Source organism: Bradyrhizobium tunisiense, assembly GCF_042263385.1.
Classification (GTDB): Bacteria; Pseudomonadota; Alphaproteobacteria; order Rhizobiales; family Xanthobacteraceae; genus Bradyrhizobium; species Bradyrhizobium tunisiense.
In genome coordinates, this window is sequence record NZ_JBHLEV010000009.1 from 34,562 (window position 1) to 50,633 (window position 16,072).

9 protein-coding genes and 2 pseudogenes are annotated in these 16,072 nt (G+C 61.5%); 2 read left to right on the top strand and 9 right to left on the bottom strand.

Annotated features, from left to right (window positions below):
• Positions 1–358 precede the first annotated feature (358 nt).
• The 5 genes from ACFDR6_RS29600 to ACFDR6_RS29620 all read right to left on the bottom strand — a co-directional run bounded on the left by ACFDR6_RS29600 (position 359) and on the right by ACFDR6_RS29620 (position 8,091).
• Complete coding sequence (locus tag ACFDR6_RS29600) at positions 359–3,439, bottom strand: EAL domain-containing protein (protein WP_375860436.1); 3,081 nt, start codon at positions 3,437–3,439, stop codon at positions 359–361.
• 916 nt (positions 3,440–4,355) lie between these two features.
• Entirely contained in the window at positions 4,356–5,231 is an 876-nt protein-coding gene (locus ACFDR6_RS29605; RefSeq protein ID WP_375860437.1) for an ABC transporter permease, read from the bottom strand.
• Positions 5,224–6,090 (bottom strand): ABC transporter ATP-binding protein, encoded by an 867-nt coding sequence (locus ACFDR6_RS29610; protein WP_375860439.1) that lies wholly within the window; start codon positions 6,088–6,090, stop codon positions 5,224–5,226. The genes ACFDR6_RS29605 and ACFDR6_RS29610 overlap by 8 nt, the downstream gene beginning before the upstream one ends.
• Complete coding sequence (locus ACFDR6_RS29615; RefSeq protein ID WP_375860440.1) at positions 6,087–7,130, bottom strand: ABC transporter substrate-binding protein; 1,044 nt, start codon at positions 7,128–7,130, stop codon at positions 6,087–6,089. The genes ACFDR6_RS29610 and ACFDR6_RS29615 overlap by 4 nt, the downstream gene beginning before the upstream one ends.
• A gap of 28 nt (positions 7,131–7,158) precedes the next feature.
• Positions 7,159–8,091, bottom strand: a complete 933-nt coding sequence (locus ACFDR6_RS29620) for a TauD/TfdA dioxygenase family protein (RefSeq protein WP_375860441.1) — start codon at positions 8,089–8,091, stop codon at positions 7,159–7,161.
• Between the two features lie 645 nt (positions 8,092–8,736).
• Here ACFDR6_RS29620 and ACFDR6_RS29625 point away from each other — a divergent pair.
• Complete coding sequence (locus ACFDR6_RS29625) at positions 8,737–10,077, top strand: LLM class flavin-dependent oxidoreductase (protein WP_375860442.1); 1,341 nt, start codon at positions 8,737–8,739, stop codon at positions 10,075–10,077.
• 121 nt (positions 10,078–10,198) lie between these two features.
• Here ACFDR6_RS29625 and ACFDR6_RS29630 read toward each other — a convergent pair.
• The 4 genes and pseudogenes from ACFDR6_RS29630 to ACFDR6_RS29645 form a co-directional block, all read right to left on the bottom strand.
• Positions 10,199–10,405, bottom strand: a pseudogene (locus ACFDR6_RS29630) (CobW C-terminal domain-containing protein); the annotation flags it as partial.
• Complete coding sequence (locus ACFDR6_RS29635; RefSeq protein WP_375860443.1) at positions 10,332–12,071, bottom strand: outer membrane protein; 1,740 nt, start codon at positions 12,069–12,071, stop codon at positions 10,332–10,334. The gene ACFDR6_RS29635 and the pseudogene ACFDR6_RS29630, both read right to left, overlap by 74 nt.
• Before the next feature lie 743 nt (positions 12,072–12,814).
• Positions 12,815–13,980: pseudogene (locus tag ACFDR6_RS29640) on the bottom strand (glycoside hydrolase family 18 protein).
• 962 nt (positions 13,981–14,942) lie between these two features.
• Positions 14,943–15,446, bottom strand: a complete 504-nt coding sequence (locus ACFDR6_RS29645) for a hypothetical protein (RefSeq protein WP_375860444.1) — start codon at positions 15,444–15,446, stop codon at positions 14,943–14,945.
• 282 nt (positions 15,447–15,728) lie between these two features.
• Here ACFDR6_RS29645 and groES point away from each other — a divergent pair, with 282 nt between their 5' ends.
• Positions 15,729–16,043 (top strand): co-chaperone GroES, encoded by a 315-nt coding sequence (groES, locus tag ACFDR6_RS29650; RefSeq protein WP_375860445.1) that lies wholly within the window; start codon positions 15,729–15,731, stop codon positions 16,041–16,043.
• Positions 16,044–16,072 lie beyond the last annotated feature (29 nt).

A 16,072-nucleotide genomic window follows, 5' to 3' on the forward strand; every position in this document is an offset into this window, starting at 1 on the left:
TATTCGGAAGAGACTGCGAGCGTCAAAGAAGTGGTTGCGCAGGGCGTGCAGGACCGCCGGTGCCCGGACATTCGCCAGAGCCTCGCCGGCGAACTGGCCGCAATGGATGCGGCGAACTTCGCGAAGCAGAGGCGGACAGGCTCGGGAAGCGCTTCGATCGCCGCAAAGACTGCAGTTTCGAGGTTGGCCAATGTCTTGCCGCCGGAACTGACCGATTTTCCGGACAAGGCGAGGGCAACAAGGTTTCCGATGAAGCTTCATCAAGACAGCAACTAGCGGCCATGGCCGCTGACGAACCAGATTCGAGCGGGATCTTCCTCCCGGACTTCCCCGCGCGCGCGGAGCGGAGCGCCGGTGGTCAAGAAGCCGCTCGAATAGGAACCCTGTTACTTTGCGAGGCAGGCTCGAGGCTCCGTGGCCGCCCTATCAAGTACCCCTGCATCTCGTCGCACCCCTCCTGCAGGAGCAGCGACATCTGAGCATCGGTCTCGATACCCTCGGCAAGCACCGGCACGCCGAGCCCGTGGGCCAGGCCGATCACGGCTCGAACGATGGCCAGCGACCGCTCGCTCTCGCCAAGCGCCGCGACGAAGGAGCGGTCGATCTTGATGCGGTCGAGGGGAAACGCCTCCAAATAGGACAACGACGAGTATCCAGTTCCGAAATCGTCGAGCGCGATATGAATCCCGAGAGCCTTGAGCGACTGCATCGTCCTTTTGGCGCGCGCAATGTCCTCGATCAGTACGCCTTCAGTAATCTCTAGCTCAAGGCGCGAAGCCGGTAGCCCGCTCTCGCGCAGTGCTTTGCGAACGTGGGCATCCAGATTTTCTCGGCGGAACTGTGCGGCCGAGACGTTGACCGCCACCCTCAGGGGCTGGTGCCACGACGCCGCTTCCATGCAGGCCTCCATGAGAACCCAGTCATCGATCTGCGCGATCGAGCCGCTCTTCTCCGCGACCGGAATGAACTCCCCCGGGGCAATGATTCCGCGCACCGGATGGCGCCAGCGTACGAGGGCCTCATAGGCCTTGAGGATACCGTGGCGGTCCTGCTGCGGCTGGTACTCCAGATAGAGCTCGCCGCGCTCCACAGCCACCCGCAAATCGTGCTCCAGGGCGCGGCGGTCCCGCAACTGCTGGTCCATGGCGCTCGTGAACAGGCGGATCGCTCCCCTGCCTTCGTGCTTCGCGCGATAGAGGGCGGCATCGGCGTTCGCCAGCAGGGAGACGGCATTGTCGGCGTCTCTCGGATACAGGGCCACTCCGACGCAGAGGTCGATCTGCAGGGCGTGGCCGTCGACTTCGATTGGATGTTCGAATTGCGCGCGCATCCTGGTGGCGAGTAGTTCCGCGCTTGCCGGCAACGGCAATTCATCAGTGATGCCGATGAACTCGTCGCCGCCGACACGGGCAACGTAGGATCCTTGCGCGGCTTCCTGCAGGCGCCTTGAGGCCTCCCGCAGCACGGCGTCGCCGACGGCATGGCCGAACAGATCGTTGATCTCCTTGAAGTGATCGAGGTCGATACAGAGCACCGCAAACCCATCGTCACTGGCGCGCGCTCGCTCGATCGCGTCGATGAGGTGCTGATCCAGCGCCGCCCTGTTCGGCAATTCGGTGAGCGCGTCGTGGCAAGCGAGATAGCTGATCTTCTCTTGCGTCCGATTCCGATCCGTCACGTCGAATGCGACCGAAACGTGCGCGGCGCGGCCTTCGTAGATGAGCGGCCGGGACTCGATCACGACCTGAATCACCTCGCCGTTGGCCGTCCGGTGCAGCTCGAAATCACGACTTTCGCTCTCGGAATCTCCGCACTCAAGCTGCGGCTCGAACATGCTGAGGAGAGCTTTGCGGGAAAAGCCGTAGTGGCGGCACATCGCCCCGTTCACCGCGATCACTTGCCGCGTCTTCGCCTCCGACACCCACATCGGAAGCGGATTTTCTTCGAAAAGAAGCCGGAACGACGCCTCACGCCGCTTGAGGTCGGTGATATCGATCCGAACGCCTATGCTACCCCCATCCGCCGTCCGTCTTTCCTCGACGCGCACCCATCGATCGCCGGCGAGATGCTGCTCATGAGAGTGCCGGGGCAATGCATGTCGGGCCATGCGCTCTGCGAGCCACTCTTCCTCGCGTCCTGCAGCTTCGGGGTACTGTCCGGCGGCCAAACCGGCGCGGAGGATGCCTTCGAACGGAGCTCCCGCCGCGAGGGCGTCCCGGCTGGCAGCGTAGAATTCCGTGTACTGCCTATTCCAAAGAACCAGCCGATCGTCCTTGCCGAAAATGGCGAGGCCTTCAGGCACGACGTCGAGCGCTTCCCTCAGGTGAGTGTGGGCGGCCCGCGCGGTCGCTTCGGCCTGCTCGGCCGCGGCCTTGGCTTCCGCAAGAGCCATTTCGGTCCGGTGTCGCTCCGTGATGTCTTCGTGGGTGGCGACCCAGCCGTTGCCCTGCATCGGCCTATGCCGGATGCGCACGATTCGCCCGTTCGTCAGCTCGACGGTCGTATCCGAATTCTTGGCAATCACCGGGGCGCTGTTGCGCCAGACCAGATATTCCTGCTTGGACATCTTCGGTGCGCTGCCGACCGAATATCGGAGATCGACAATATCGTTCAACTTCATGCCTGGCCGGACGATTTCCGGATCGAGGTCGTAGACTTCCAGATACTGCCGATTGCAGACGATCAGGCACTGATCGTCGTCAAAGAAGCAAAGGCCCTGAGACATGTTGTTGAGCGCTCTGTCGAACCGCTCGGCGAGAGCTGTGGCGGTCTGCTCTGCAACCCTTGCACGATCGCCTTCTTCGGTCAGTCGGCTATGGGTCTCCACCAGTTGAACGAAGGACCGGAAGTTCGTGCTGATCATCCGACCGAGCAAGACGAGCAACAGCAGCAGATTGATCCCGAGCGAGATCATCATCCCGTCTCCGGAGAAGAGCAGTACGGTCGCGATCGGCGCACCGGCGATGATCATCGTCAGGCGCGACGCCGGCGGGAAGCTGCCGAGGCAGTAAGCGGTGCCGATACATCCCATGAACACGAGCAACGCGACAGGCGCGCGCAGGCTCGGCTCGACAACTCCAAACAGCGCCAGGATCCAGAACACGAAGCCCGCGTTGAGCACCACCGCCACCAAGCGGGTTCTGACGAGCTCGCGGTACGCCTCCTCCGGCGTGAAATCGCTCCGCCTCAGGCGTATCCACTGAACCAGCCGGACGAGACAGATCGCAAGGAGAGCGGCCGGCAACGCGAATCTCAGCCATGGCGACACCGTGGACGGGAGGACCAGCCCTACGCTGATACTGTCGACGAGCAGCACGGCGTAGAGAACCGGCACCTGCTGTCGGAGCACACGGAACTGCTCCACGAGCAGAGAACGACCGAGCGGGTCGGTCAGATCGCCCACGGAGAAGGCGGTACGGAATCGCGCGAATATGCCCATTTAGATTGCCCCAGCCGTTCCAAAGCTAGGACAGAGAGGCGAAGGACACGTAAAGGTGCTTGGTGTCTCGGGCATTAACGGCGCTGCTGCAATTGCGAAGAATTAACCTTCAGGCGCCGCCGGTCGCCAACCGCTTCCGCCACAGCACTGCTCTGAGTGACATGGCTTAAAGCGACGGGCCCGGTCTAGTTCGCGCGAGGCATGCTGACGGCGCGACGCGTGACTGGTCGAAACCGGCGTCCTCGAACAGATCCCGGCCTCCGACGGCAGCGCCTATCAGGAACATGTGCTGACCAGACGGGGCCACGGCTTGTTCCTGGTCGTGGTCTCCTTAAGGCAATGGGGCGAGGCACATCTCTATGCGCGCGGCGAGACGCATTCGGTGCTGCTGGACCAGACGGGCAGACGGTCGGGCAACTCGTGCTGCCGTCGAAGAGCGGCAAGCCGCTGGCGTGGTCGGACACCAAAGTGAGGAAAGTCGCCGCGCGCAGGCGCTGAGCGGTGCCGAGTTTGTCGCCGCAGCTGCGTAGGGAGGGATCAGCCTTATTGCGTCAGAAAGACCTCATGGTGAGGAGCGCGAAGCGCGTCTCGAACCAAGAAGCCCGCTGGTGGCCTCGTCCTTCGAGACGCTTGCTGCACAAGCTCCTGAGGATCAGGAGATAAACCGGTATGACGGAGTAAGATTAGTGCAGCCTGCCGTTTCCACGTTACGGCCAACTGCTGCCGCCCACAACTCGCCGCTGCCCCGATCACTGCCAGTCCGCCGCCGGCAAGCACCAGCCAAATCGGCATCGTACTTCGCAGAACCGGACGCCGCGGGACCTCTGGTCTGCACGATGGATTTCAGTCGTCATTACTCACGTCCGCAGTTCAGATGATTGCGATCGTGCTTCGCGTCGCGACGATATCTGCACGCTCATGCCGTCACCGGCGCCTTCCACCGCATGAAGCGCCGCTCCAGCGCCTCGAGGACAGCATTGCACGCGAGCCCGATGACCGTGATGCTGAGGATGCCGAAATACATCTGCGGGATCAGGAAGCTGTACTGGCTGTTGATGATGAGATAGCCAAGACCAGCCTTGGCGCCGACCATCTCGGACGCGACCAGCACGAGCATGGCGGATGCGCTCGCGAGGCGAATACCGGCGAAGATGGTCGGAAGCGCAGCCGGCAGAATCACCTTGCGAAACAGTTGCTGCGGTGTCGCGCCCATGGTCCGCGCCGATTTGATCAGGAGCGGATCGACTTGCTTCACCGCGGCGATAGTGTTCAGCAGGAGTGGCCAGGCGCAGCTGTAGATCACCATCGTGATCTTCGACATCTCGCCGATCCCGAGCAGCAGGATGAACACCGGCAGCAGCGCGAGCGGCGCGGTGTTGCGGCAGATCTCGATGAACTGGTTCAGGAGATTACCGAGCCGGGCTGACCTGCCGACCGCCAGGCCAAGCGGCACAATCAGTGCGACCGATATCAGAAACCCGCTCAGCGCGCGCAGCAAGCTGGCGGAGACATCATCATAGAGCTCGCCGCTTTGCGCGAGCTGCCAGCCGGCGGCAATCACCTCCGAGAACGGCGGCAGGAACACCGCATCGATCAGGCCGAGCCTGGGAGCCGCTTCCCATAGCAACAACAGGGCAATCAGTAACAGGGAGCGGTGTCCAAGGACAGTCAACTGGCGGATCGCGGCACGGGCCCCACTCGCCGCCGGCGACGGTTGAGGTTGCACGCCAGTGAGCGCCTCTCGGCGTCCGTGCGCGAGCTCCAGCAGTATCAGCGTCTCCAGACTAGACATGGGCGATCTCCTTCACCTCGTGGTCCACATGTCGCGCACCGACACCTCCGTTCAACTGGCCCCGCTCGGCCTTCTGAACCTCGTCGCGCAACAGGCTCCAGACCTCATGGCGTACATGGCCGAACTCCGGCAGTGAGCGCACATCGTCTGCCTCGTCGCGCAGTACCTCGGGGAGGTCGATGACTTGCTTGATCCGCCCCGGACGCGACGTCATGACGGCTACGCGCTCGCCGAGCACGACGGCTTCGTCGATGCCATGGGTGATGAAGACGATGGTCTTGCCGGTGGCGCGCCAGATCCGCAGTAATTCACCCTGGAGCGTCTCGCGAGTCTGAGCGTCCAGCGCCGCGAACGGTTCATCCATCAGCAGCACCTCCGGATCGTAGGCGAGGCTTCGGGCGATCGCGACGCGCTGCTTCATGCCGCCGGACAGCTCGTGCGGATACCGATTGGCAAAGCCCGACAAGCCGACCAGGTCGAGGAAATGCCGCGCGATCTCAAGCCGCTGCCTGGCCTTGAATCCGGCGATCTCGAGCCCGAATTCGACGTTCTCCGCGGCGGTCCGCCAAGGAAACAGGGCGTACTGCTGAAATACGATTCCGCGGTCGCGTCCGGGTCCGGCGATGGGGCGCCCGTCGAGCAGGATGCGGCCGCTGGTCGGCGTCGTCAGTCCGCCCAGCAAATCGAGCAAGGTCGATTTCCCGCAGCCGCTTGGGCCGACCAAGACCAGGAATTCGCCGGTGCGAACGTCGAGCGTGATGTCGTCAAGGGCCGTGAAGCGGCCTGCAGGGCGGCCGCCCTCGCCTCGCGTGATGAATTCCTTGCGGACCTGCTCGAAGCTGATCTTGACCGGGGTCATCGCACCTCCGCCGTCTTTCCGGGACGGAAATAGTTGAACGCGTTGGTGTAGGTATCGGACGCCTTGATCTGACCCGGCTTGAACAGTCCGTCCTTGACGAGCCAGTCAATCCACACCTGGATTTCAGCGTCCGAGATTACGCCACCTTTGGTCGCAACGCCGGTGCTCTTCCAGTACTTGATGGAGGAACCATCCTCATTTCGCTTCCGATCCGCGATAATCCGGTCGAACCGCGCCCTCACCTCGTCGGCCGGTGTCGTTTGCGCCCACGCGATCGCGCGCGAGACGCCCTCAACAAGCTTGCGGGATGCATTCGGATTGTCCTTGATGAACTTGTCCCGCAAGACATAGGAGCCGCCGGTGAACTGACCGAACAGATCGGTGTCGCTGAAAAGCGAGTGGATTCCACCCCGCTCCAGCGCCTTGTCGCGCAAAATGCCGCTGAGCGTACTCACCTCGACCTGCCCCTGACGCAACGCTTGCTCCCCCGTTACGGGCGGGACCGCCACCAGCGTGACCTGCTTGGCCTCGCTCGCGCTGAGGCCGTTCCGGGCCAGGTATTCGCGAAGCACGAACTCAAGATGAGCGCCCAAGGTGTTGACCGCGACCTTCTTGCCGATGAGGTCGCGTGCCGTCTTGATCGGGCTGTCGTCCTTCACGTAGTAACCCTGATAGGTATTGGCGTCCGAGCCGTAGTAACCAACCACCGCCTTGATCGGCGCCCGCGCCGCGATCAGCTTGAGGATGGCGCCATAGAAAGCGCCGCCGATGTCGATATCGCCGGTCACAACGGTCTGGATGTCCTGCGGGCCGCTGATGGTGTTGCCAACCCATTTGAGCTTCAGCGGCGTGAGATAGCCGAGGTCCTCGGCGAGCTCGATGAAGGTCACTTGCCCGGCCCAGCCCTGATAACGGATCTCGGTCTTTTCGAGCGGCGGCTCGGCGGCGGCCGGAGCCGCGAGGCCCAGCATGAAGGCGCCAGCGAGCGCCAATCGCGCGGCGCGACGCCGTGCGCGAACAAATCGAAATAGCGAATTCATTCTGATAAATCCTGCCAGTGAAGCGGAATTAAGCGGCCTTGGCCGTCTGCGGTTTCGACGCCTTGATGCGCGTCACACTGCGGCGACCGTCGACACTGAGCGGCACCTCGCCGTCGATGGTGGCGCGCCGGACCACGCGGTGCTGGTCGCCATAGTCGTTGACGGCGTAATGCTGGGTTGCGCGGTTGTCCCAGATCGCAACGTCACCGGCCTGCCAATTCCAGCGCACGGTGTTCTCCGGCGCAGTGATGTGGGACTGGAACAGCTCGAACAGCTTCTGGCCATCATATTTCGGCAGGCCGACGAAGCGCTGTACGAAATTACCCAGCACGAGCGTGCGCTCGCCGGTTTCGGGGTGGACCCGTACAACCGGATGCTCGGTTTCATAGATCGTTCCGGTGAATACCTCGTCGAAGTGCTTTCTATCCGCCTCGCTCGCGCGCGTCTTCACGGCGTAGTCATAGGCGTTGCTGTGGATCGCCCAGAGCTCATCCGCGAGCTTGCGCAGCGGCGCCGGCAGGTCGAGATAGGCCGCCGCCGTGTTCGACCAAACGGTGTCACCGCCGTACGGCGGGATCACCACGCCCCGCAGAACCGAAATCTTCGGATAGGCGTCGACGAAAGTGACATCCGTGTGCCACTGGTCGGCACGGCCGCCGCCCCGCCCCGAGTCAAGCTCCAGAATCGACGACGTCCCCTTGGTCGCACCGACCGTCGGATGGGGCACGAGTTTTCCGAGCCTGATAGCAAAGCCCTCCTGCTCGGCATCGTCGAGATGCCCCTGGTCCTTGAAGAAAATGACCTTGTGCTCGAGCAGCACTTGGTTGATGGCGCGAACGACGTCGTCAGGCAGGTCGCCCGACAGCTTGACGTTCCTGATCTCGGCGCCGAGCCGTGCCGCGCGCTTGACGATGTCGGCGCGCGGGATGACGTTGTCGATGGTGGTGGTCGTGGTGCTCATGATCGCAGTCTTTCCTGTGATGTTCGGGACAAAGCTCCGCCATGCGCTGGTCGTACGAGCAGCGGCGAAGAATGATGATATTGAGTCTTGGATGTGGTCCTAGGGGATCAGGTCAGCGGCTAGACGGCGCGCCACACGGATCCCGACGGTACAGTTCTCCGCCATCGCGCCGGCGCAGCACCGCACGCGCAGAGCGGAGATCAGCCGGGCTGCTTCGCGAACGACGGGTGGATCGGATTGCCGCATGGTGAACGACCTCGCTTGGACGGTGCAGATCGTAAATGCGATCGCGATCCAGTCAATGAAACGAAACCAGCTTTATTTTGCGCGGCGAGCAATGATCGCTTCGCACGCCAAGCGGACACGGAAATATTTGCGATGGTGATGGTCGGTTACGCCGTTTCAGCGGCGTGACAGCGAGCCAAATCAGCCCAGCCGAGGTAACGAAACAGCGCGAATTGCTGCGGTCGTTTCGTGACGACGAACGCACTCGTCTCCGATCGCCGACGAGCTCACGCGCATTATGCTCGCTTCGCCCGCAACAACGCAAATTCATTTCATCGACATCTTTGTGGTCATCGACATAGAGTCGAGTGAAACCTAAAGCGCGACGCCGATATCCGACCGCAACCAACGAGCAACGCTATGAGCAAACGGCAACTTTCACTCAACTTCTTCATCTACCCTGACGGTCACCACGAGGCGGCCTGGCGTCACAAGGCCTCAACGACGGACCGCATCCTTGATGTCACCTACTATCATGAGCTGGCGCAGCGCGCGGAAGCCCACAAATTTGACGCGGTGTTCTTCGCCGACGGTCCGGCGCTGGCCGACAACGTCCGTTACGCGCAGCGGTTCCGGCTCGAGCCGATCACCCTGCTCACGGCGATCGCATCGGCCACAAAGCATATCGGCCTGATCGCGACCGCGTCGACGACTTACACCGAGCCCTACAATCTTGCGCGGCTGTTCGCCTCGTTGGATCACCTTAGCAGCGGTCGCGCCGGCTGGAACATCGTGACCACGAGTTCGCCGCAGGCGGCCCAGAACTTCGGCCTGCCCGCGCATCCGCCGCATCACGAGCGCTATGAGCGGGCGCGGGAATATCTCGACGTCATCACACGGCTGTGGGACAGCTGGGAAGACGACGCGCTGGTCAACGACCCTGTCTCCGGCATTTTCGCCGATACCAGCAAGATCCACGCGATCGACCACATTGGAAAGCATTTTCGCGTACGCGGCCCGCTCAACGTCTCACGGCCGCCGCAAGGGCGGCCGGTCTATGTCCAGGCCGGATCGTCCGAGGATGGGCGAGCCTTTGCCGCGCGCTTTGCGGAAGCCATCTTCACCGCGCACCAGACATTGGCGAGCGCCCAGGGATTTTATGCCGACATCAAGCGTCAGGCGCGCGCCTTCGACCGCAGTCCCGATCAGATCAAGATCCTGCCCGGCATCAGTCCGTTCATCGCTAGCAGTCAGGTTGAGGCTGACCGCCTGCAGGAGGAGTTCAACACGCTGATCCAGCCGGAATTCTCGCTGACCCAGCTTCGCCAGATGACCGGTCTTGACCTCACCGGATTCGACCTCGATGGTCCTTTTCCACGGCATCTGATCGACACAAGCGGCGCGCAGGGCGTCGCCAGCCGTTTCAAGCTCGTGGTCGACATCGTCGATCGCGAAAAGCCAACGATCCGACAGCTCGTGCAACGCCTCGCCGGCGCGCGTGGCCATTGGGTGATTGCCGGCCCGCCGGAGAAGATTGCCGATAGTATCCAGACCTGGTTCGATAACGGCGCGGCGGACGGCTTCAACGTCATGCCGCCGTGGTTGCCCGGCGGCTTCGACCTCTTCGCCGAGCAGGTCGTGCCGATCCTGCGCAAGCGCGGTCTGTTCCGTCACGACTACACTGGCGCGACGCTGCGTGAACATTATGGACTGAACCGTCCGCCGAGCGTGTTCTCCAGCTCGAATCGGGCGATCGCGTGATCGCCCTGACTATCACCAGAGGCCTGCTTTCGTATCGGAGCGTGCCGGAGGTGAAAGCCTCGAGCGAGTGTGCCTTCCGAAGGCAAACGTCGGGGGCCGGTCGCGACGATGCCTCCAAGACGTCCTCGGAGAAGTCGCGCCCGATGAAGACCAGACGGCTCGTTCGGAGCTCATCTGGTTTCCAGGGGCGTTGTTGCAGGGGGCGAATTCGACCAAGCCGCGTTCGCTTGGAGCTGGCTGTAGGTGTGATCTTTTCAATCGAGCCTATAAGAGGCCTGAAAGAACGTACCCCAGCGCTCCGTACTGAACTTCGAAAACTCAGTCTCAGTCGTTCCCGAGCCGTTACAGCCTGTGCATGTCATTTCACTGTCTTTTTTGGTCCACATGGCCCAATAGCGCGCGCCGATGCCGACGCTGAAGTTCTTGGTAATGAAGTAGGACAACACGCCTTCGAGTTGGACACCCCCGCCTCCGTTCCCGCGTTGATCAATGAAGGTGGTCGGCGGGCGCACAAGATGATTGTCACGTCCTTTGAAATCGGTCCAAGGCAGGTAAGCGACGTCGGTACTCAAACGCCAACGCTCGGTGAGCATGGTTTCGGCGCTTAGGCCGGCACGAGGTGCATTCCACTGGGAATTCTGGCTTCCAACGACTGTGTCGTCACCATCTGGATGTGGCCGCGAGCATCCACCCATCGGGTTGGCAATCTGTACACATCCGATGGAGTCGGAGCTCTGTTCGTAGTAGGTCCAGCCGATAAAGCCACCGACCTTGTAGTTGGCGCCGCGCAGGAAATCGTAACCTACGTCGGCGGTGTAATAGGTGAACCTCCCGTTTGCCTGGCCTGATCTCGTGTTGATATAGGAGAGGCTGCGATCAATTCCCCAATCTTCATCGTTGGTGCTTCCTTTGTCGAAGCGACCGATGCCAACGTTGCTCTTCAGAAACACTCCCCATGGGCTGTCAACCCGGCCAAATAATTCCCCGGAAAGTCCGTTGAGACCGTGGTAGGTGATCCTCGATACAAGAATGTTAGGATCTCCAGCAGGGATTTCATTGGGCACAGCGCTGTCATTCCATTGGAATCGTCCGCGGCTGAGCCAGAGCCGCGAGCCGCCTTCGAACGACCAACCGGCTGTGTCAGCCGTCGGCGGCACGCTGCCCGTTGCTTTCGTGAACAACGGCTCATCGGAGCGCTGCGCACCCCAAGGGTCGGCGTCAAAGTGGTAATTCAGACCGATCGTTCCGATGTGATAGCTGCTAGACAGGCTCGTTGTATTCGCCGGAAGGATTGCGAACGGCGGAAGCTGCACCGTCGGAGGCGTTGCGACACTCGGCCCACCGAAATGGAGATAGTCATATTCGACCCTGAGAGACCATGCAGACGTAAGCGCTTGCTCGACGCCCAGCCCGATGATGCCGCCGACCCGACCATAGTCGAAACTGGTGTTCTCCTGAGTCCCGCGGCCATTGAACTCGTTGTTGTTGACGACATCGCCGCGATTGTTTTGCCAAGCCACGCCTCCCTTGAGATAGGCCAGCGTGTGGCCATGCGGGCCAAAGGTGTAACCGACCCGGCCGGTCCCGGTCGCAAAGACGTTGGGACCTGCCGTGCAATTTGCACTCACAACAAAGCCGGAGGAGGCGAGGCAGGTATTTGTGCCGTCGGAGACAGCACCGCTGACATCGAGTTCGACGCCAAACACCCAGCTATTCTTTTGCCAGTTATAGCCTATCTGGCCACCTGCGAGGAACACTGGGGTGTCAACCACGCCGCCATAGATTGGGGGACCGTAGGGATTGCTGAATGAGGTTCGGCCATACCCACCGCCGACGTTCCCGCCAATATAGCCTCCGGACCAGCTCCACACCGCCGCTGGCAATTTCACGTCTGGCCAAAGGTCTACCGCATTGGCTGCACCGCTTGCGACGAGCGCAATTGTTGCGACTCCCGAAAGAAGAACTCCAGATCGCATTCCAAACACTTCCTGCATTTTGCGCCGTCCACAACCGAGCGCCTTAACTTGTCGCCACAGCAAACCGTCGGGGCCAGACCAAACGCTTGCGACGCGCGCCCTAGTCCGCCTGGAAAATCACCGCTTGCGATTGGCAATGATGACGTCAGCAAAGCAAACCGCGAGCCAATTGAATTCGGCGGTTCTGCAGGCACTTCGTAATGGTGTGTAGCGTCAAGTTGCTGACATTTGTCTCAAGACACACAATCTACGTTGCTATCACCGACCGCTTGATCATGAGGCGCATCTGAAGCAGGCCAATAAAGCATCCGCCGCAACTTTGCCGATGTCTGATAGGAACGGGGCCGGCTGGCGAGACCAGCGTCTTCACTCCAGGGGGCGCGTGTGGATCGGTGCCGAAGCATGCCTCGTCTATGTCGTATGGATCAGTGACTTATGGCGCGATCGGGGTCGTGACCCCACACCGATAAACAGACATGGCTCAGGTCAGGGTTGCTCAAGCCTTCGCGTGAGGCGTCGCGAAGAGTCGTCCGGCCTCGCGATCAACCGGATGGGATTCGGTGCGCACGTCGCATCACGACGAAAAAGCCGCATTGCCGCCAGCATGCCTCCGGAACGACGCTGCCGGGCGTCAGATTTCTGACATCGCCGTTTTCAATTCGACGTGGCTCTGATCTCACAGCATCGAACGCGTTTCGCGGCTGATGTCGCTCGGGGCGCGCACAGATGACGCGCTTCAAGGCGACGTAATGACGACGCTTCTATTCGGATCTTCGCACAGGAAGGATGCGGAGTGCCGCGAGCAGCAGCGAACCGTCGTCGGCGAACAGGTCCCAGATCATGATCCCGGCGAGTCCATGGGCGCGCACGTACATCGTCTTGCGTGCGATGGATAGCGGATCGTCGTAGCCGATCCATATCCGCCGTTCAGCGTCATAGAGCCACGGCACCTGAGCCTCATCACTCCAATACCGGCGAAAGCCCTGCTCTTCCGGTCGCCGGACAACGAGATCGCGATAATCGATGCCGTCGCTCCCTCCCCACTCCTCGCTCGCCGCCGTCCCCTTTTGCAAGAGCCCTCCGTTCTCCTGCGGAACGCCTGCAACAGCTCGGCCATAGAAGGCTACGCCGAGCGTGACCTTGGCCCGCGGTCCCCGGCCCGGATCAAGGCATTCACACTTGCATCGACATTGAGATCGGGACTTGGATCGCCGGCGCAGGCGAACAGCGGAGCATTGAAGCCGGCAAAGGTCGAGCCCGCATGATAGTCGTAGGCCATTAGATGAATCCGGTCGACCAGCGGGGCGAGAGCGGCTGCCTCCAGATTGACAATCTTATTGGGGACGGCCGATACGGCAATGGTGAGCTCCAGCTCCCTGCGCTCCAATGCGGAAAACTCGGTGAGTCTTCGGCGAAGCTCCGCAATCAGAAGCGTGAAATTCGTACGGTCTTCGAGGCGCGCGAGATTCCCTGGACGTCCTCCTGAGACAGGAAACTCCCAATCGACATCCACACCATCGAACAGACCCGGATAGGGTCGAAAGAACGCCTCGATAACGGATTGTGCGAACCGCGCGCGCGACATCGGCGTGGCAGCGGCGGCCGAGAAATATTTCGACCCGCTCCAGCCGCCCAACGAAATCAGGATGCGGAGCTCCGGACTGCTCCGCTTCAATTCGGCGAGTTGGGCGAAACTGCCGCCGAACGGGATCGACGGCGCGGTTCCGTCGCAGGCTCCTGCGTCGAGGCAACGATCCGAAAGTCCAGCCAGTCCTTCTGCCGAAACGGTTCCGAACGCGTACATCAAGTGGGTCAGCTCGCGAGCCGGGATCGTCTTGATGTTTGGACCGCCCGTCCGGGCTTTCCACGGGGCGACATAGCCGGCGACCACTGGCCTCCTGGGCGGCGTGGCCCGTCCCGGCTGCATCAGTGCGTATCCGCACACGAGCGTAGAAAACCCGGCTGCAGCGAAGTTTCGACGATTAATTGCCACGGATTACGGCCTTATGCTCTCTGTCTGATTTTACCTGCGCCAACCGATAACGCGATCGCCTCAGCGAGCCTTCGATATGCGTGGCTCCCTTCGTTTCACCTGATCGCTACGACTTCATGGCGGCATCTTCATCGAGAGCTGTATTTGCTGCGCGACGGGTTCGGCTCTCGAATGGCGAGAATACGACGAATTGAATGCGGTGGAGAAAGGCTCGTCTAAGACGAAGTATGGAAGTTCTAAGAGCTGTTCTGCGGCTGGCTTCCGACATTTTGTGGCTAGCATCCGCCGCGTTGTCCCATCCGAATTTGTCGAAAGGCGCACAAGTAGATTGGTGTATTGGAACGTATGGGCCGCAGCTACGGCCGCTCTCGTCGCTGATGCACCAGGATGGGAGGCTATGAAGGCAAACTGTGGCACGCATGCTACCCCCACGGGCTTCCCTGTGAACCGGCGTTCAGGCCCGAGCGGAACCCCTCCTTTTTGGTAGGATTTAAGTTGCAACCGATGCGTGATACGGATCATTCTTGCACTTGCGACTTGACTCACCTACAGAAAGCCAGGGAGCTCGAAAATGAACGACAACGCGTCTTCAACGCGAAGCGATCTGCAGGGACTTAGGCTTATCCGCGCTTTTCTCCGGATACGCGATCAACGCACCCGGTCCGAGTTCGTCGACCAAGTCGAAAGGCTCGCCGCGGAGGAGCCTGCAGAATCGGGTTCGAGGTTGCCCGGTTCATCTGGTTTCGCCGAGCATCCGGCGGATCCTCTCAGTTGATCTCTCGCCTTCTTCGTGTCGCCCAGCCACGTTCCAGCATCATTCGCGTCTGCCCTTGTTGCAGGAAGTCCATGACTGGGCCGCAAATCGTGATAGCAGGGAGCCACGATGTGGCGATGCCTCAAATGCGAGTCCGCAGGCGAATTCCGCTCTGATGCCACCGCCGGGGTGTGGCGACGTCGGGACGATCAGCGTGCTCAGATCTTCGGGTACGTCGCCGCATGTGCGGATCACCTTGGCGTCGCCGAAGTCGCCGCGCGATGGGTCCTTCGGTCCCCGAGAAGGCGACTGCGCCCATGACCCCGGGCTTGCGGGACAATGCCTCGGCACGCCTCACAGCGACGTTGGCGGAAATGCATTCCGTCTTGCCGGCCGCAACTCCATCGTCGAGAACAGGCCGGCTCTCGTCGGGAGCGAACCGGACCGACACCTTCTTGCCATCGATGGTGTCCTCCTCGGAGAACGAGGTGAACGGCACCAGGCAGCAGGTCTGCGGATCGAGCCAGCGCTTCCAGTGCGCGCTCTCACTACCGGACGTTGGTCGTGCCGCCATCGAGCTCATTCTCAGCAGCTGCTGGAAGTCGACTGGCCTGCCCTTTGCTTCCAGCTTCTTGGTGGCGTCCACAGAACCCGCCACGAGCTCGGCACGCCCCAGCGTGCCATCACGAGTTCGCGTCCGCGCGGGATAGTGAGGAAAATCCTAGGCACCAAAGGCAGATCGCCGGTCCGATCATTCGCTGGTATGACCCCGAACAGCCGGCGAATACCTCAGCGCCTTTTTTCTACGAGGAGCCCTTGCTTCCCGAAAAGACCAGCCCCACTTGAGCTCCGCCTGCATTGGCACTCGCGGGCATCGACTGCTAAGAACCTGAAATCACCAACCCAAGCAATTGCTTAGGAGGACTGCATGAAATTCCGTCCGCTTCACGACCGCGTCGTGGTCAAGCGCATCGACGCAGAAGAGAAGACCGCCGGCGGCATCATTATTCCCGACACGGCCAAGGAAAAGCCGTCCCAGGGCGAAGTCGTCGCCGTCGGCCCGGGCGGCCGCGACGAGAGCGGCAAGCTGATCCCGATCGACGTCGAGGTCGGCGATCGCGTGCTGTTCGGCAAGTGGTCGGGGACCGAGGTCAAGATCGACGGGCAGGAGCTGTTGATCATGAAGGAGAGCGACATCATGGGCGTTCTCACCGATGCGTCGGCCAAGAAGAAGGCCGCCTAATCCAACTGCTCGTACCGCTCACCCCTGAG